Origin of the sequence: Hymenobacter ginkgonis, from assembly GCF_009755225.1 — a bacterium.
Taxonomy (GTDB): domain Bacteria; phylum Bacteroidota; class Bacteroidia; order Cytophagales; family Hymenobacteraceae; genus Hymenobacter; species Hymenobacter ginkgonis.
Window position 1 is genome coordinate 119,841 of record NZ_WQKZ01000007.1, and the last position, 16,876, is coordinate 136,716.

15 protein-coding genes are annotated in these 16,876 nt (G+C 59.2%); 12 read left to right on the plus strand and 3 right to left on the minus strand.

Translation table 11 applies throughout. The features are described 5' to 3' along the window. The first annotated feature begins 33 nt into the window (after positions 1–33). The 9 genes from GO988_RS21200 (at position 34) to GO988_RS24495 (ending at position 9,093) form a co-directional block, all read left to right on the plus strand. Entirely contained in the window at positions 34–1,323 is a 1,290-nt protein-coding gene (locus GO988_RS21200; protein ID WP_157569382.1) for a DUF3570 domain-containing protein, read from the plus strand. Between the two features lie 198 nt (positions 1,324–1,521). Beyond that, entirely contained in the window at positions 1,522–2,664 is a 1,143-nt protein-coding gene (locus GO988_RS21205) for a DUF3500 domain-containing protein (protein ID WP_157569384.1), read from the plus strand. Continuing rightward, positions 2,661–3,845, plus strand: coding sequence for a HupE/UreJ family protein (locus tag GO988_RS21210; RefSeq protein WP_157569386.1), 1,185 nt, complete (start codon positions 2,661–2,663; stop codon positions 3,843–3,845). Before GO988_RS21205 ends, GO988_RS21210 begins: the two co-directional genes overlap by 4 nt. Positions 3,846–3,916: 71 nt before the next feature. Continuing rightward, positions 3,917–5,446 (plus strand): DUF2271 domain-containing protein, encoded by a 1,530-nt coding sequence (locus tag GO988_RS21215; protein WP_157569388.1) that lies wholly within the window; start codon positions 3,917–3,919, stop codon positions 5,444–5,446. Beyond that, entirely contained in the window at positions 5,433–6,080 is a 648-nt protein-coding gene (locus tag GO988_RS21220) for a PepSY-associated TM helix domain-containing protein (protein ID WP_157569390.1), read from the plus strand. Before GO988_RS21215 ends, GO988_RS21220 begins: the two co-directional genes overlap by 14 nt. Before the next feature lie 107 nt (positions 6,081–6,187). Further along, positions 6,188–6,865, plus strand: a complete 678-nt coding sequence (locus GO988_RS21225) for a potassium channel family protein (protein ID WP_157569392.1) — start codon at positions 6,188–6,190, stop codon at positions 6,863–6,865. Positions 6,866–7,479: 614 nt separating this feature from the next. Continuing rightward, the gene (locus GO988_RS24685; RefSeq protein ID WP_198172983.1) at positions 7,480–7,719 is read left to right on the plus strand and encodes an SBBP repeat-containing protein; all 240 of its coding nucleotides are present in this window, start codon (positions 7,480–7,482) and stop codon (positions 7,717–7,719) included. 128 nt (positions 7,720–7,847) lie between these two features. Further along, on the plus strand, positions 7,848–8,759 hold the full coding sequence (locus GO988_RS21235) for an NHL repeat-containing protein (protein ID WP_157569396.1): 912 nt from the start codon (positions 7,848–7,850) through the stop codon (positions 8,757–8,759). 28 nt (positions 8,760–8,787) lie between these two features. After that, the gene (locus tag GO988_RS24495) at positions 8,788–9,093 is read left to right on the plus strand and encodes a T9SS type A sorting domain-containing protein (RefSeq protein WP_198172984.1); all 306 of its coding nucleotides are present in this window, start codon (positions 8,788–8,790) and stop codon (positions 9,091–9,093) included. Positions 9,094–9,580: 487 nt separating this feature from the next. On the opposite strand, the gene GO988_RS24810 is transcribed toward GO988_RS24495, so the two are convergent. After that, the gene (locus GO988_RS24810; protein ID WP_157569400.1) at positions 9,581–9,844 is read right to left on the minus strand and encodes a BLUF domain-containing protein; all 264 of its coding nucleotides are present in this window, start codon (positions 9,842–9,844) and stop codon (positions 9,581–9,583) included. A gap of 639 nt (positions 9,845–10,483) precedes the next feature. Between GO988_RS24810 and GO988_RS21250 the strand changes: the two genes are divergently transcribed. Beyond that, positions 10,484–11,785 (plus strand): glycoside hydrolase family 28 protein, encoded by a 1,302-nt coding sequence (locus tag GO988_RS21250; RefSeq protein ID WP_157569402.1) that lies wholly within the window; start codon positions 10,484–10,486, stop codon positions 11,783–11,785. Positions 11,786–11,977: 192 nt separating this feature from the next. On the opposite strand, the gene GO988_RS21255 is transcribed toward GO988_RS21250, so the two are convergent. Continuing rightward, positions 11,978–12,772: a 3-keto-disaccharide hydrolase gene (locus GO988_RS21255; protein WP_157569404.1), complete on the minus strand. Its 795-nt coding sequence runs from the start codon at positions 12,770–12,772 to the stop codon at positions 11,978–11,980. Between the two features lie 334 nt (positions 12,773–13,106). Here GO988_RS21255 and GO988_RS21260 point away from each other — a divergent pair, with 334 nt between their 5' ends. Continuing rightward, on the plus strand, positions 13,107–13,703 hold the full coding sequence (locus GO988_RS21260; RefSeq protein WP_157569406.1) for a Crp/Fnr family transcriptional regulator: 597 nt from the start codon (positions 13,107–13,109) through the stop codon (positions 13,701–13,703). Between the two features lie 81 nt (positions 13,704–13,784). After that, positions 13,785–14,261, plus strand: a complete 477-nt coding sequence (locus GO988_RS21265) for a DUF1330 domain-containing protein (protein WP_157569408.1) — start codon at positions 13,785–13,787, stop codon at positions 14,259–14,261. Positions 14,262–14,508: 247 nt separating this feature from the next. Here the strand turns inward: GO988_RS21265 and GO988_RS21270 are convergent, their stop codons facing one another. Next, entirely contained in the window at positions 14,509–15,486 is a 978-nt protein-coding gene (locus GO988_RS21270) for a site-specific integrase (RefSeq protein WP_157569410.1), read from the minus strand. Positions 15,487–16,876 lie beyond the last annotated feature (1,390 nt).

Genomic DNA, 16,876 nt, shown 5'->3' on the forward strand with positions numbered 1-16,876 from the left:
CCTTTTGTTTATCAGACCACTACTCGCTTATTCATGAGATTTTTACTAGCCGCTGGCCTCGCGCTGGCGCTACCCGTGGCGGCCCTGGCCCAGGGCACGCCCACCCCCAATCGCCTCGACGGCTCGGGCCTGCCCGCCACGACCCTGGCGGCGCACCCTACCCCCGCCTCGGTGGGCGAAACCGACGTGGATTTCATTAGCAGCTACTACCAGCAAAACGGCGACCACGGGGCCGTGGAGGGCGGCGTTGGCACGCAGCACCTCACCGACGTGGCGCCCACCATCATCCTGAACGTGCCCCTCGATTCGGTGGCCCGCCTTACCGCCAACGTAGGCTTCGACTACTACGCCTCGGCCTCGACCGACCGCATCGACCAGGTGTTGTCCTCGCCCTCGTCGCACGATGTGCGCTACCATCTCGACCTGGGCTATGCGCGCACCCTAAAGGACAAGCGCACCATTCTGAGCATCGGCGGCGGGGCTTCCAAGGAATATGACTACCAGTCGTTTAATATCGCCGGCTCCTGGACCCACGGCTCGCGCGACGGCAACCGCGAGCTGAGCGTCTCGGGGCAGGTGTACCTCGACCAGGTGACGCTGATTTTGCCCGTCGAGCTGCGCACCAGCGCCACGGGCACCGGCAATCAGGCCCACGGCTCGGGCTTCGACAACCGCCAGAGCTACAACCTGAACATCGTGTACTCCCAGGTCATCAGCAAGCGCCTGCAGCTGGCCGTGAGCACCGAGCTGGTGAGCCAGCAAGGGCTGCTGAGCACGCCGTTTCACCGGGTCTATTTCTACAACAGCAGCCCTGCGCTGGGCACACCCGGCACGCTGGGCACCGCCAAAACCGAGCTGCTGCCCCGCCTGCGCAACAAGTATCCCGTGGGCCTACGCCTGAACTACTACGCCACCGACCTGGTGCAGGTGCGCGGCTTCTACCGCTTCTACAACGACAATTTTGGCATCCGGGCCCACACCTTCGAGCTGGAAGCGCCGGTGAAGGTGTCGCCGTTTTTCACGCTCTACCCTTTCTACCGCTACCATACCCAGACGGCCTCGACCTACTTCGCGCCCTACCTCACCCATTCAATTACGGATGAGTACTACACCTCCGACTACGACCTGTCGGCCTTCACGGCCCAGAAGCTGGGGCTCGGCTTTCGCTACGCGCCGCTTTATGGGCTGGGCCGGTTTAAAACGCCTTTCGGCGGCCGGGTCGCCAAGTTCAAGTCGCTGGATTTGCGCTACGGCCACTACTGGCAAACGACGGGCCTCACGGCCAATATCGTGAGCGTCGACCTGGGCTTCACCATGCCCTAGGCTGGCTTTTTCCTAGTGCAGCGCATTGGGCGTAATACGATGAATGGCAGGCTACGGCGGCAATTAGTCGGGATTAGTCGAGAAGCACGCGGGGAGGGTAAGAATACCCCATAGTTTTATTCGCTGCCAGCAAGAATACCTCCATCAGCTGCGTGCTGAAAGCCCACCCACTTACCTACTGTCTTGCGCTCCGTTAGTATGAATAAAATCTTCTACTTCCCCCTAGGCCTAGCCTGCGCCGCTGCCGGATGGCTCACCCTGACCTCAGCCCACCCCGCGCCGCCGCGGCATTCGCCCGACACGGTGGCCCCCACGCCACCCTCCCCGGAAACCCAGACGAAAGCCACCGTGGCAGCGGCCATAGCTTTTCTGAACACGCTCAGCACCGAGCAGCGGGGGAAAGTGCAGTTTGCCTTTGCGCCGCAAGCAACAGCCTCGGCCGCCAAGTTCAAGGGCGGCATGGGCGGGCGCATGACTTTCCTGGGAGAGCAGTACGGGCAGGCCGTGTGGTCAAATTTCCCCGTTAGCGACGTGGCGCGGCCGGGGGTGCAGCTCGGTAGCCTCAGTGCCCCGCAGCGCGCGGCGGCCATGCACCTGCTGCAAGTGCTCCTCAGCCCGATGGGCTATCAGAAGGTGCTGGCCATCATGGGCTCCGACCAAGCGTTGGCCGACGGGGGCACCAATTATGCCTCCGGCAAGGACGTGTACACGCTGGGGCTATTTGGAACGCCGAGCGCCACCGCCCCCTGGCTGGTGCAGTTTGGCGGGCACCACCTGGGGCTTAATGTGCTGATTGCCGGCACGCACGGCGTGCTCACGCCTACGCTAACCGGCGCGCAGCCCGCTGTGTACCAAAGCGAGGGCAAAACGGTGCGCGTGCTGGCCCAAGAAAACGACAAGGCCTTTGCCCTGCTCGACGCGCTCGATGCGACGCAGCGCAAAAAAGCCCTCCTGACCTACGAGGTGCGCGACCTCGTGCTCGGGCCCGGCCACGACGGCGAAACCATCGTGCCCGAAGGCCTGAAAGGCTCCGACATGACGGCCCCGCAGCGAGCCCTGCTGTTCGACCTGATGGGCGAGTGGGCCGGCATCATCCAGGAGAGCTACCAGCAGGCGCGCCTTACCGAGCTGAAGGCCGGGCTGAACGATACCTACTTTGCCTGGAGCGGCCCGCTCTCGCACGCGCCGGGCCGCAACGGCACTTCGTACTACCGCATTCAGGGGCCGAAGGTGGTGATTGAGTTCTCACCCCAGGGTGTGGGCGGCGACCCCAGCATGCATGTGCACACCATCTACCGCGACCCCACCAACGAGTACGGCCACGCCTACACGAGCCGATGAACGCGCGCTGGCTGCTCCTGTTGCTGGTAGCTATGCTGGCGGGGCTAGCCCCGCCGGCCAGCGCGCACCGGCTCAACGAGTATTTGCAAGCCACGACCATTGCGCTGGCCCCCGACCACCTCACGCTGCACCTGCGCCTGACGCCGGGCACCGATGTGGCCCCGCAGGTGCTGGCCGGCCTCGATGCCAACCACGACGGCCAGCTCTCGCCCGCCGAGCAGCGCGCCTACGCCGCCCGCGTGCAGCACGACCTCGCGCTCACGCTCGACGGCCAGCCCGCCTCGCTGCGGCTGGTAGATGCGGCTTTTCCATCACCCCAGCAGCTCGTAGCCGGGCTGGGCGATATGCAGCTCACCTTCGAGGCCACGGTGCCGGCCGGCCACTCCCCGCATCACCTCGTCTTCGTCAATCAGCACCAGCCGGCCCTGGCCGCCTATCTCGTCAATTGCCTGCTGCCGCGCCAAGCCGGCTTGCAGGTAGTAAGCCAAAATCGCAACTACTTGCAGTCGCGCTACGAGCTGACGTTCAGCACCGCTAGCGTAATGACGGCTGGGGCCGCCGCTACGCCCGCCAGCCTGCACCGCGCCGACCAGCGGGCGCTGGTGGCCACCTATTTTGGGCACGGCGTGCGGCACATTCTGACAGGTTACGACCACCTGCTGTTCCTGGGGGCGCTGGTGCTGGGAGCCGCCAGCTTGTGGGAACTGGTGAAGGTGGTCACGGCCTTCACGCTGGCGCACACCCTCACGCTGACCCTGGCGGCCTACCAGCTGGTGCGGGTACCCTCAGGGCTGGTGGAGGTACTGATTGCCGCCAGCATTGTGGTCGTGGCCGTCCAAAATGTGAATTGGCCCGGCGCAGCCAGGGGGCCTAGCCGCCTGCTCATGGCTTTCGCCTTTGGGCTGGTGCACGGGCTGGGATTTGCCAGCGGGCTGCTCGCGCTGCTACACCAGCTGCCGCGCGAAGTACTGCTGCTGGCCCTGCTCGGCTTTAGCCTGGGCCTGGAAGCCGGGCAGCAAGTGGTGCTGCTGCCGTTGTTTGGCCTGCGGCGGCTTATCAGCCAGCGGCCGCAAGGGGCTGGCCAGCTTGTGCCCTCCCCGGTTTGGCAGCGCGTGGGGTCGTTAAGCATCGCCCTGGCCGGCTTGTACTACCTCGGCCAAGCCGTCGTGGCTGTTTTGTGAGGTATTTTCTCACCCACTGAAGAAAGTAGATAACTTGCCCCCGTGTCGTTTTAATCAGTAGATTTTTCAACATGACCAACGTGTTTTCCCCGCGCCCGGCCCGGGCGCTCCTGCTGCTGGCGGTGCTCGGCAGCCTCGCCTTCTTGCCCCACCACGCCACCAAGCTCTACGTAGCCGACTACGAAAACGTGCTGGGCACCTCCCTGGAAATCAAGCTGGCGGCCGAGGCCGACCAGCCTGCTGCCGCGGCCGAAGCCGCCGCGCTGCGGGAAGTAGACCACCTGAATAAGATTCTTAGCGGCTACGACCAGGCCAGCGAATTCAGCCGGTGGCTCCGGGCCGGCAAGCAGCCGGTGGCCGTGTCGCCCGAGCTGTACGAAGTGCTCGCGCTTTTCGAGCAGTGGCGGGTACAGAGCCACGGTGCGCTCGATGCCTCGGCCGAAACCATCAGCCAGCTCTGGCGCACTGCTGCCAAGCAAAACCGGCGGCCCTCAGCGGCAGAAATTGCCGCGGCGGTGGCGGCCGTGCACCAGCAGCACTACGTGCTGAATGCGCAGAATCACACGGCCCAGCGCACCAGCGATGCGCCGTTAGTGCTCAACTCCTTTGCCAAAAGCTACATCCTCAGCAAAGCCGCCGAAGCGGCGCTGGCCACGCCCGGCGTGCGGGGTGTGGTCGTCAATATCGGCGGCGATATCCTGGTGCGCGGTGACCACGTGGAGCAGGTGCAGGTGAGCAACCCGCGGGCCGACGCCGAAAACGACCCGCCCATCGCGCAGCTGCACGTGCACGACAAAACCATCGCCACCAGCGGCAACTACCGGCGCGGCGAACGCATTGGCGGCCAATGGTACTCGCACATCGTGGACCCGCGCACCGGGCTGCCCGCCAGCGGCGTGCTCAGCGCCACCGTGGTCGCTGACCAGGCCACCGATGCCGGCGCGCTAGCCACGGCCCTCAACGTGCTGCCCCCGGCCGAGGGCCAGGCGCTGGTGGCCGCCGTGCCGGGGGCCGAATACCTGCTGCTCACGGCCGATGGCCGGCGCCTGGAAAGTGCCGGCTGGAAAAACCTGGCGCTGCCCGCCGCGCCGGCCGCCGCCAAAAAGCCGGTAGCCGTGACCAAAGACAAGCCCTGGGATGCGCAGTACGAAGTCGCCATCAGCCTGGAACTGGCTACCATGGAAGGCGTGCGGGTGCACCGCCCGTTCGTGGCCGTGTGGGTGGTGGACAAGCAGCAGAAGCCGGTGCGCCAGTTGGCTTTGTGGTACAACAAGCCCCGCTGGCTGCACGACATGAGCTTCTGGTACGCGGCCTATTACGACCAGTTTGCGGCGGGTAATAACAGCATCAGCTCGACCACCAGCGCTACCCGCTCGCCGGGCAAATACACCCTGAAGTGGGACGGCAAAGACGACAAGGGCGAGCTGGTGAGCCAGGGCACCTACACCGTGCTCATCGAAGTGGCCCGCGAGCACGGCACGCACCAGTTGCTCAAGCAGGAGCTCGCCGGCAAGAAGCCCCAGCATTTCGACCTGCCGGCCAATGTAGAAGTAGCTTCGGCCGCCGTGGACTACCGCAAAAAAACGAATGAGACCAACTAATGAGCCGGTAAAATCCGCCGCCGGACCAGCCGACAAGTCGAAAGTCTGGCGCAAGCGCACGGCCGCCTGGTCGCGCTGGCTGCACCTGTACCTGTCGATGCTCAGCTTTCTGGTGGTGCTCTTCTTCGCCGTGACGGGCCTCACCCTCAACCACGTCGAGTGGTTCGACGGCCAACAAACCGAGCGCAAAGCCACTGGTACCCTGCCGGCCGCGTGGGTCAATACCCCGGATACCGCCGCCATCAAGAAGCTGCAAGTTGTAGAGCGGCTGCGCCAGAACTATCACGTGCAGGGCTCCGTCAGCGACTTTATAGTAGAGGATGACCAGTGCGCCGTTTCTTTCAAAGGCCCGGGCTACAGCGCCGATGCGTTCATCAACCGGCACGACGGCACCATTAAGCTGACCGAGCAGCGGCAGGGTCTGGTGGCCGTGCTCAACGACCTGCACAAAGGCCGTGACAGCGGGGCCAAGTGGAGCTGGGTGATTGACGTGTCGGCCGGTTTCCTGACCCTGGTGTCGCTGAGTGGGCTGGCCATGCTGTTTTTTCTCAAGAACAAGCGGGCCAATGGCCTGCTGGTCGCGTTAGTGGGTGGGGCACTTTGCTACCTGCTCTACGCGCTCTGGGTGCCTTGAGCCTGAAAAAGAGGGTAGCCTTACCAGGCATGCGCCACGACGCGGCCTAGTGGTGCGGCCTCCTTCGACTGCTATTCCACCACGTTCCCTCCGGCCCTCGCCGCCCCATGCTTCGCCCTTTTCCTACCCGCCTATCCGCCCGGCTGCGTGCCTGGCAAAACCAGGTGCGGGAGCCGAGCCTGACCGCCCTGCTGCTGGGGCAGGTGCTGCTGCTGTTCCTGGTTAGCCCGCTGTCCAGCATTCACCTGCTGCCCTACCAGGTGGTAAACGGGCTCCAACTAGTGCTACTCGTCATTTCCTACCTGGCGCTGCCGGTCACCAGCAAGGTGCGCCTGTTGATTGTGGTGTGCCTGCTGCCGTTAGTGTGGGTGCTGTTTGCCGGCTCCAACGCGTACATTGGCTTGTTGCTGCGCATGGTTACCACCCTGGGTATTACCGTGGCAGTGGGCCAGGCGGTATTCCGGGCTCAGCGCATCACCCGGCACCAGCTGCTGGGCGCAGTAGTGGTGTACCTCAATCTGGCCTTGCTGTTTATGGGCGCCTTCATTGTGCTGAGCGAAATCTGGCCGGGCGCTTTTACCACCCCCACCCACGACCACCCGCACCCCGGCGAATTGCTCTATTTCAGTCTGACTACGCTCACCTCGACCGGTTACGGCGACATTCTGCCCGTGCACCCGCTGGCCCGTAGCCTGGCCAACCTGGAGGCCGTCATCGGACAACTGTTCCTGGCCATTCTGCTCGCCCGCTTGGTCAGCCAGCACAACGGGGACAGCCGCGAGTAGACTGGGCCAATCGCTGACGGAGAAGACTCAGTTACCGTAGCTGGCAGCGGCATTCAGGGGCTACGTGGCCAGTGGAGGAGCGCGGCGCTACCGGCCGCAGCGCCCAGCGGACGACTGCTAGCAGTAGATAAGGTTCCTTGCTGAGTTCTCAACAGCCACGGGCCCTTGGTGGATGGATTTGCCGAGGGTGTTTGCAGCACGTAGCAATGCTTTCTTCGGGCGCTTTCAACCGGCCCTTATTAGACTACTTCTTCGGGAAGACTGCGCAGCCTAGCATATGTACAATTATTCAGGTCTGTTGGCAAGACGCAACCTCCGCCTGTATTAGCCGCGAGCGCCTAGTAGCGTCTCCTTGGTCTCTCGCCACGTACCTACATGTTCTCTTAGCCGCGCGTAGGGGAGTAGCAAAAGCGCGCTTGAGCGTCGTGTTGGCTACTATATATGGTCTTGTTCATTTTATTTTTAGGGCTATGACTACGCCATTTATTCTGCGCCTTTTCCTGCTGTTGGGCGGGAGCCTGTTGAGCCCCCTGCTGCTGCGAGCTCAAACCACCTCAGTCCCGTGGACCTGGGTCCAACGGGGGCAGGGGCCGTTAGGCAACGAGGGCCGCAGTGTGGCGGTGGATGCACAGGGTAATGCCTACGTCACGGGGTATTTTCGCCAATCCCTCACGGTGGGCGCGACGACATTGCGCACCGACTCGCTCGACGCCTTTCTGCTGAAATACTCGCCCCAGGGACAAGTGCTGTGGGCCCGCCAGTTAGGCGCCTCTCGGCAGGCGGTTGGATTTCACGTCGCCGTCGATGCTGTCGGCAACAGCTACGTGACGGGCCTGTTTCGCGGCACGCTCTAGCTCGGCACCCTGGTTCTGACGAGCATCAGCGCGGAGGACGAGTTTCTAATCAAGTATTGGCCCCAAGGTACTGTGCTGTGGGGACACCAGGACAGTGACAGTGCCCCCGCTTTCGCCTCAGCCATCCCTTGCCCATTCAACCCGACCAGGAAATGCGCGTGGCGGTAGATACGCAGGGTAATGTGTATACCGCCAATAGGTTCTGGGGCACCACCCAGCGAGGAGCGGCGCGTTTTACAGCCTACGGTTCTTTCGATGCCTTGCTGGTCAAGTACACGCCTCAGGGCGAAGTGCAGTGGGCCCGGCAGGGGGGCGGGGTAGGTAACGACTATGCGGCCGACCTCGCCCTGGATGCCACGGGCAATGTATTTCTGGTGGGCGGCTTCACAACTGACGCTAGGTTTGGTGCCATTACTTTGGCCGCTTGGGCCGAGCCGCGGGCCGAAAACTATAACCTTTATGTGCTCAAGTATGATGCCCAGGGCACCCCGCTCTGGGGACAGGCCCTAGTGTCTCACCAACTCCATACCTACTATTTCGCGAACGCGGCAGGAGTTGATGCCAGCGGCAACGCCTATGTGCTGGGGGGCTTTTTGCCCAGTCTCACAATCGGGGCGATACCCTTTTCGCTGCCCAGCGCCAGCTCGGGCCACGTCTTTTTAGCCAAGTACGATCCGCAAGGCACCATGCAGTGGGCGCAGATGTCCGGCAGTGCGCCGCCGAACACGATCCTGGTTTCTGGGGGCCAAGACCTAGCCGTGGCCGCGGATGGCACCACCACCTTGACGGGCATGTACACGCAGCAGATGAACTTTGGGGCCTTGCACTTAGGCACGCCCGGGGCCATCAACCAACTGTATGTAGCGCGTTACTCGCCCCAAGGAAGCGTAGTGTGGGCGGGCGGGCGGCGGCAGTGCTTACCCCACGTTTTCAGGGAATGTCAATGGGGGGTACGGCGTGGCGACGACGGGGGACGAGACGACCTACATAACAGGGAGCTTTGGGGGCCGAGCCGACTTTGGGCCCTTTGTGCTGGATAGCACGGCCACGGCGCAGCCAACGTTATTTGTGGCCAAATTAGGCGCAACCACAGCCCTAGCCACGGGGACGGCTGCGCCGGTTTCGTCTCCCCAGCTCCGCGTATACCCGAACCCCACGGCGGGCGCAGGAGTGGACATTGCCCTGACGGCAGCTCCCGTGGAGGCGTATGAACTACGCGTATTAAATGCGCTCGGGCAACTGGTTTTTCGGCAAGCTAGCGCGGCCGGCACCACGCAGTGGCAGCTGCCTACTACTAGCTTTAGCCCAGGCTTATATCAGGTCCAGGTGCTGGGGGCCAGTAGTCGCTGGGCCCAGCTGCTGCTGGTCCGCTAAACAGCTGGATCCAGCGGAGAATAAGTAGGGAATCTCCCGCTTGGGCGGGTGGGCTACGCGCGTAGAAGCGGCGCTAGCTGTCCGCTAGCCTCATTTAATATATGTGGCAATTATCGGACACTTGGCTGCTGCCAGTGGGCCCTTGACCTTAGTGAATAATTTGGCAAGAGCGACTCCAGCACGTAGAAGCACTTTTGGGACCTTTCTAGCTGACCGCTAGTGGAGTAGTCGCGCGCACCATGTTAGCAGGATAGTTCATAAGTTGGTTAGCTCCGCTGGTAACTGGCTCACGAAACAGGCAGGCCGACCAGCCAGCGGTTGACCGTTAGTAGTGAGCCGCGGGCACCTGCACGAGGGCTTGCATCGCCTCCACAAACGAGGTCGTAATGGCGCCGGAGCCCAGGAAGGGCTGCCCTGATTTAGGCGGGGCTAGGTAGCCAGCTAGATAAGTGAACTGGGCCGGCGAGAGGGACTGAAAAGCCAGTGGTTACTGGGTGAAGCGGCGAGCCGCAATGGGGTGGTGGGCAACTTTACACAGATGCTGATGCCGCGGGTCCTGGCTGATGCGCCTATAGGCTGCTTCCAGAACGGTCTGCTCGCCCTCCAGTAGCTGGATAAAGCGCTTGTTATTATACAAGGCCCCCGTGAGGTGCTGCCGAGCGTTCGCCTGCCGGGCTTGTTCTAGTAAGCATGTCAAGGCCTTGGCCGACAGCGGTCGTGTTGCCTGACTTAGGTAGATAAGGTGATGCATAGAGTCCTTCTAGCCACTCAAAACAGGACCGCAAAGATACTAGACCACATCACCTTCTTTTTAGGTGCGACTCGCGCTAACTAGCCGACTTAACACGTAGTAGCCCTCGCGCCGACTGGAGATTACGGAAGTAGTGGTGCGCGGTGTTTTAAGAGGTTCTCGTACGTTAAGCTTGTTCGGCGCGAGCACGGCTAAGGAGCCAGGGGTCGACGGACGGCGCCGTCACGATTAGGACAGTGTTTAGCTACCTCTTGTCTTAGCTAGGACTACCCCGTTTGAGCCTCGCGTAAGAAGGGGGTAGCTTTTTTATGTATTAGGTGATTATCAGGTAGCCAAGTATGGCTTGCCAGTGATAATGAAACTCCTTGGTGGCATGTGAAGAACGTTGCGCTAAGCCTGCCACGTGACTAACGGTATCAAGCGCGCCTTTCAAGGGTTTTGAGGTTGCTTACTTCTGCCTAGACTGGTCTTCTTTCACGGGAAGCTTACCACTGGTTCTAAGGCCCGTGTCACGGGCAGCAGGCTACTACTTAATAGGGGGCATTAAACAGCAGGAATCTGCTATTGTAAAGACTTTAGGCAGCTTGCGTTCAAGCGCAAGCTCTACCTTGTGCGCTCGCTCCTTACTTGCCCTGCGCTATGCCTAAAATGTTGCTGCTACTTTTCATTTGCCTAGGTGCACTTGTTCCGTTGGCTCATGCCAAAGAGTATCTTATCACTCAGTATGGCGCCAGCACCGACAGTACCAAGCTGAATACCCAGGTTATTCAGGGTGCTATTGATAAAGCGAGTGCCAGTGGGGGCGGCACAATTGTCATTCCGAAAGGCGTGTTTCTGAGTGGGGCCTTATTTTTCAAGCCTCACACGCACTTACGCCTGTTGGAAGGCGCCAAGCTGAAAGGCTCCGACAATATTGTCGACTACCCGCTGGTACCGTCCCGGATGGAGGGCCAAAAGCTGGATTATTATGCCGCGCTCGTCAATGCGTACCGGGTCAATAACTTCACCATCACCGGCCCGGGCATTATCGACGGCAACGGGTTGCGGTTCTGGAAAGCCTTTTGGGCGCACCGCGACTCCCTGCAGCAAGTGGGTAAGGCCTCCACTAACCTAGAGGTACACCGGCCCCGGCTGCTTTTCATCTGGGGCTGTGACCAGGTCACCATTCGGCAGGTGAAGCTGCGCAACGCGGGGTTCTGGACCACGCACTTGTACCAATGCACCAACGTGCTGCTGGAGGGGTGCGATATCCGCTCGCCCTTCCGACCGGTAAAAGCGCCGAGTACCGATGGCGTGGACATCGACGTGTGCCGGAAGGTCACCATTCGCAACTGCTACCTCTCCGTGAATGACGACGGTATCTGCCTGAAAGGAGGTAAAGGCCCGGATGCGCAGTCGCTCCCGGAGAACGGCCCCATTGAAGATGTCCTGGTGGAGAATTGCACCTTCGGCGAAGTACACGCGGCCCTGACCTGCGGCAGCGAGTGCATCCATGCCAACCGCATCACGCTGCGAAACTGCCGGGTCGACAACGATCGGCCGCTGCTCTTATTTAAGATGCGCCCCGATACCTATCAGCTTTACGAAAACATCACCGTAGAAAACGTTACCGGCCGGTGCGGCACCCTTGTCACGCTCTCGCCCTGGACGCAGTTTTTCAACATGGCCGGCAGCGCGCAGAAACCCTTCGGCATCATCCGTAACATTTCCATCGCCAACGTCAAGGTACACTGCAAGCAGTTCGCGGTGCTAGAGGGCAATCCAACCGATAAAGTGGAGAACATCGTCTTTAAGCAGGTGGAAGCCACGGCTGAAAAAGCAGCTTTCCCCAATAAGTATGCAACCGTAAAATTTGAAAACGTCACCCTCAACGGGACCCCACTGAAAGCGACGCAGGAAATTCAACAAGCCCCGGCAGCGACCCCATTGCGGCCCGATTAGCTGCGGCCGAAGAGCGACCCTACCAAGTACTCGATTGCAAGCGAGGCACTCTATGCTGTAATCATCACACCTTGCCGAACCCTCACTTATAGCATCATACTGGCGGGGTCAAATAGGTAGCGATAAATAAAAGTGTCGCTACCTATTTGAGAGGACTCTGCTTTAACAAGAGGGAACTAGTTGCTCGCTACACTAGCGTAACTTCTTGATTTTCAAGCTACGGAAGGAAACCTGATTGCCATGTTCTTGCAGTAGTAGATGCCCGGCCGGGGCCTCGCCGAAATGCGGCCAGACGTGGTATTTGCTACCGGCTACCAACGTCCGGAAGGCCGGCGAACCGCGGTCGTATTCGAGCACTTTCACCCCATTCAGGTAATGTTCGACGTGATTCGTGGGGTAGACGACCACCCGCCCGACATTCCACGCCCCAATGGGCCGCTGACAGACCGCCGGCTTGACGGCCGGAATCAGGTCGTAGAGCGAAGCGAGGGTGCGGTCGCCGTTGGTGCCGAGCTTAGCGTCGGGATGCCGGGTATCGTCGAGCAGTTGGTATTCCAGGCCAATAGGCGAGCCGGGCGTTTGCTCGGCCAGGGTCACGAAGTAGATGACCCCACTGTTGGCCCCCGGCGTGAGCTGGAATTCAAACGAGAAGTCGAAAGCTCGGTACTGCGCCGTCGTGATAATATCCCCGCCGTTGGCCGATTCCTTGCCGTCAGCTGCAAGCGTGGTTAGCTCCCCCTTCGCTATTTGCCAGCCGTGGGTAGGAAAAGCTGGCCCCTTTGCGCTGCGCCAGCCGGCCGCCGTTTTGCCATCGAAGAGCAAGTGCCAGCCCTGGCGGCGCTCAGCCGCCGTCAATGTATTCGGGGCCGGGTCTTCGGCGACTCTTGTCCCCTGTGGCCTGGCCGGTAGGTTCGGACTGCCCAGCAGGAGGATGGACCCCAATAGGTAGTGTGTAAGGTGACGGGCGGGGTAAACTATAGTCAGCATAGTACGGAGGAGGGAATGGCTACGAAAGTAGCAGCTCTCTTAGCGAGGGCGACCCTGCGACGCGTGAGTGAAGGAGTACGACTAGCCTGCTAGTACGAAAGACTAGCGAGTGGCAGCAAGCTATTCACTTCTCACACCCAAACGTAAGGACTGATAACACCCTATTTTTGCTCCTCCACACTTAGAAATAATTACCGTCGATAATTAAGCTGCTTCTTATCGACAGTAAGTTGAAAAACGAGTTAGCTTAATGGCTTAGTCTGTATGGCACCTTTAACGCTAGAGTGGCGGTCATTCGTGGCCCTACCCCTGTCGAAAACCCGCTTTACCCATCATGCCCCCTATCTACCAGCAGATACTCGCCAATGTCGCCCGCGACATCACCCTAACACCCGAGGAAGCTGCCCGTTTCACCCATCTGCTGGGTACGCAGCAGGTGGTGAGCGGCGACCACCTACTGGTGGCGGGCGAGCGCGCTACCTGCCTCTGGTTCGTGGTCAGCGGCTGCGTGCGCACCTATACCACCGACGCGCAGGGGCGCGAACACAACCTGGCCTTCTCCACCGAAGGGTGGTGGTGCACCGACTCAACCAGCTTTTTCGACGGGGGTAGGGCCACGCTGGCCTTGCAAGCCTTGGAAGAGACGAGCCTGCTCTCGCTCAGCCTGTCCGATTTGGAGCGCTTGTGCACCCAGGTGCCTACGTTCGAGCGCTTCTTTCGACTCCTTTCCCAAAAGGGCTACCAGTTGCTTGAGCGCCGGCTCGTCGCGATGCTGCGCCTGACGGCCGAGGCACGTTTTATCCGCTTCCATCGGCAGTACCCCCGCCTGCTGAACCGAGTGGCGCAAAAGCATATTGCGGCGTACCTCGGTATCACGCCCGAGTTTCTGAGCATGTTGCGCCGCAAGCACACATCGCAAGCGCGTTCTTAAAGTAGTTTAAGTAGGGTGCAGGGGGCGGGAGGCGTGCTTTGCGGCCTCCTTTTACAAGTACTCTTCCCCCTACTTTCTGCCATGCTGGACACCCCTCCCAACTTACGCCTTGACGCGGTAGTAGCCGCCGCCGCGGCCTTGCCCGCCGAGCAGCCCGTGGTGATGCTCAATCTACTGCGTTACCGTGACCAAGCCACCTACGACGACCCTACCACTCAGCCGCCACGTACCGGCCACGAAGCATATCAGGCGTATATAGCAGCCTTTCTGCAGTACAACGACCCGGCCGAGTTCACTATCGTCTTTCAGGGTGCCGCCCAGGCGCAACTAGCCGGATTACCCGGCGAGCAGTGGGACGCGGTCGCCCTGGTCGAATACCGGAACCTAAACGTCTTTCGACGTTGGGTAGAAAGCGACATTTACACGAGTCAGGTGGCACCCATCCGCCGGGCGGCCCTGGCCGATTGGCGCCTGCTGCTGCTCACCCGGCCGGGCACCCTGGGCGCGGCGGACACGGGCTATCTGCGCGGGCTGATGGCCCAAGAGACGAATTATTGAGGCTGCTCGAAGCCTACTTGGCAAGCGACAAAGCTAGGGAACGTCGTCGCACTGACGGATGACGCTCCCTACTGTACGTTCACCTAGTAAGCGTACCAGTTGGCATGAAAGAAAAATCTGCTTGGTCGGTGAGGTGCCATCTTTCACTCAACGCAGTTAGGCAGCGCTAAGGAAACGGTCTGATTACCTATCTGACCTTATTTTTTACCCTAACCACTCCTTATTATATGGTCCCATCGAATTTGCCTCATAAGCCTAGCTTTTGGGCGGCGTTGTGCTGGCGAATGTTGTCGAGGCGGGTGTAACGCCGAATCATGTCCGTCGTCTTGTGTTTGGTCTGGTTCATGACCTCGGCATCGTCGGCCCCGTTGAGCTTGGCAATGGTCACGAACGAAGCCCGCAGCGAGTGCGCTGTGTAGGGCGCCCCCAGTCGCAGTTGCACAATCTCGTTCAGACTAAAGGTGCTCAGCCGCCGCCGGCTCAGGCGCTGTCCCTTGTGGAAGGAAAGGAATAAGGGCCCACTAGTGCGCCCGTGTTGGTGAAGCAGCTCCAGCCAATCCTTCACGGCCCGTACCGGACAGCTCCGCCGGTCGGGGGCGAAGAAGATAGCTTTCTCTTCCGCTTCTCCTTTTTGATTGGTTTTACTTTTGGGTAGTTCTACCACCAGCCCATCATCGTCGAAGCGCAGGTGCGCGAGGTCGAGGCTAGCCAGTTCATCGCGCCGAAACGCCCCCGCCAGCCCGAGCAGCAGCAGTGCGCGGTCGCGCACGCCATCCGGCCGCTCGGTATCAATGCCTTGCACGGCCCGCTTAAAGTAGACCAACGTAAACGCGGGCGCTTGTTTTTGCTTGACGCCTTTCTCGCGGCTGATGCCTTCGAGTAGGGTCTTGAACTGCCGGTCGTCAGTGGGCGTCGGCAACCCCGCCAGTTGGTGGGCCTTGCTCACGGTGGCGCAATGGCGCTGAATGGTGGCCACCTTTTTGCCAGCCTCGGCAAGGGAGGTGACAAAGGCGGCCAGCGTCGGCACGTCGGCCGGCAGCGCCTCGCGCCCGTGCTCGCGGCACCAGGTAGTGAAGCGCCGCCAATCGCCGGAGTAGGCGCGCTGGGTATTGACGGCCCCTTGTTGCCCCGTGTTGAGGTAGCGCGCCCCGGCTTCGGCGTAGTCGTCGATGTGACGCACCGCGCCGATAGCCTGGGAGGTGACAAATTTCGGCAGCGTGGACATGAGGCAGCTGTGGCTAAATCGGGAAGCTACCTAGAATGAATAGCAAGTAGTGACCCCAAATATACATTATGATTACCCTCGATAAGTAAGGATTATCGAGGGTAATCATTAAAAAAAGCAACTGCTGTCTATTTTGTTCAATGATATTTGAAAAGTTATGCTATGCATTCATTAAATTATATTTTGCAACTTGGCACTCAGCTACCATGAGGAGTTCGTCAGCTCATTTATATAATAAATAGGAGTAGCGAACAGCCAACAGAGCAACTACTTCGAGAGCTACTCACTTCCCGTAGCTTGGTAGTGATAAGAAGTGACTTAACTTATTGATAACAAGTTAAAAACGGGTTTGCAGGCATTCCATTAGCGTACTCACTATTTTTTAACGCACTGGCAGCGCGTGCTAGTAGCTGGATCTGCACTCCGCATTTACAGCCACTAGCACGCGCTGCCAGTGCGAGAGTTACTAAGCATAGTACGCGTGAGATTGATGGAGCAGGGAGTATAGGGTGAACATACCAAAAGCTAGCATTGGTTGATTAATGGGTGAACTGGATTGTATCACAAAGAGCATAGTCTAGTGTCATAATGCCTCTGCATTCCCTATAAGGATAGTCAATTAATCATCGAGCAGCGCTACTATTACCCCATCCGCTTTATTTATAATCACTTTCTAAAAACTTTAACAATGCATAAACATCTATCCTATTTGACAACAGCGCAATAAAATTATAATTAAATTGCCTAATAAACAATTAGATTGTACAAGATGATACTTGTAATTTGTGGTAGTAGTAAAGATAAATTATTTCATTGTATAAAATAATCGTATTATTGCCTTCGCACTTATTTCTTTGCAAATCCTGTAATAGTAATGAATTCAATTTATTTGAGTTAAATAACAAAGTATAATAAACCACGCTGCGGTGATGGCAGCAAACGAGAAAGAAGTTTGTAAAAGTTTAATTCGTAAAGAAAAAGTTAATTAGCAGCTTAATGAAAGAGCTCACCAGCATTTAAAAATTACTGGATGGCATATTAGCAGCTATAAAGGGCAAGCAAGAGCAATTGCCAAACGTAGAGATTGAACTCAAGTAGTAGCTGGTTGAGGCCGCGACAGCTCGACAAGAATGTTTCACCCGCCTCTTTAGGTGTATACGGTGTGCTCAAAGTATTTAAATCGTTACTACGGCTTAAACGGCCTCTTCACTCTGCATTCCAACACGGCTCGTGCTTAGCCTTACACCCACTTTGAGCAGGTATTTGTTTCTGGCAGGTACTCTTATTTATAATGAAGCTGTACGGCTGGATTCGAAGCGTATCTGTATTTATTGTGCAGCTTAGCTACTACCACACAGAGGACAGGCTTATTTGGGTGGTAAGGTTAATA

What these genes read in the sequence shown, in the direction of transcription:
- GO988_RS21200 (WP_157569382.1), top strand. Translation starts at nt 34, where the DNA reads ATGAGATTTTTACTAGCCGCTGGCCTCGCGCTGGCGCTACCCGTGGCG.
- GO988_RS21205 (WP_157569384.1), top strand. Translation starts at nt 1,522, where the DNA reads ATGAATAAAATCTTCTACTTCCCCCTAGGCCTAGCCTGCGCCGCTGCC.
- GO988_RS21210 (WP_157569386.1), top strand. Translation starts at nt 2,661, where the DNA reads ATGAACGCGCGCTGGCTGCTCCTGTTGCTGGTAGCTATGCTGGCGGGG.
- GO988_RS21215 (WP_157569388.1), top strand. Translation starts at nt 3,917, where the DNA reads ATGACCAACGTGTTTTCCCCGCGCCCGGCCCGGGCGCTCCTGCTGCTG.
- GO988_RS21220 (WP_157569390.1), top strand. Translation starts at nt 5,433, where the DNA reads ATGAGACCAACTAATGAGCCGGTAAAATCCGCCGCCGGACCAGCCGAC.
- GO988_RS21225 (WP_157569392.1), top strand. Translation starts at nt 6,188, where the DNA reads ATGCTTCGCCCTTTTCCTACCCGCCTATCCGCCCGGCTGCGTGCCTGG.
- GO988_RS24810 (WP_157569400.1), bottom strand. Translation starts at nt 9,844, where the DNA reads ATGCATCACCTTATCTACCTAAGTCAGGCAACACGACCGCTGTCGGCC.
- GO988_RS21250 (WP_157569402.1), top strand. Translation starts at nt 10,484, where the DNA reads ATGCCTAAAATGTTGCTGCTACTTTTCATTTGCCTAGGTGCACTTGTT.
- GO988_RS21255 (WP_157569404.1), bottom strand. Translation starts at nt 12,772, where the DNA reads ATGCTGACTATAGTTTACCCCGCCCGTCACCTTACACACTACCTATTG.
- GO988_RS21260 (WP_157569406.1), top strand. Translation starts at nt 13,107, where the DNA reads ATGCCCCCTATCTACCAGCAGATACTCGCCAATGTCGCCCGCGACATC.
- GO988_RS21265 (WP_157569408.1), top strand. Translation starts at nt 13,785, where the DNA reads ATGCTGGACACCCCTCCCAACTTACGCCTTGACGCGGTAGTAGCCGCC.
- GO988_RS21270 (WP_157569410.1), bottom strand. Translation starts at nt 15,486, where the DNA reads ATGTCCACGCTGCCGAAATTTGTCACCTCCCAGGCTATCGGCGCGGTG.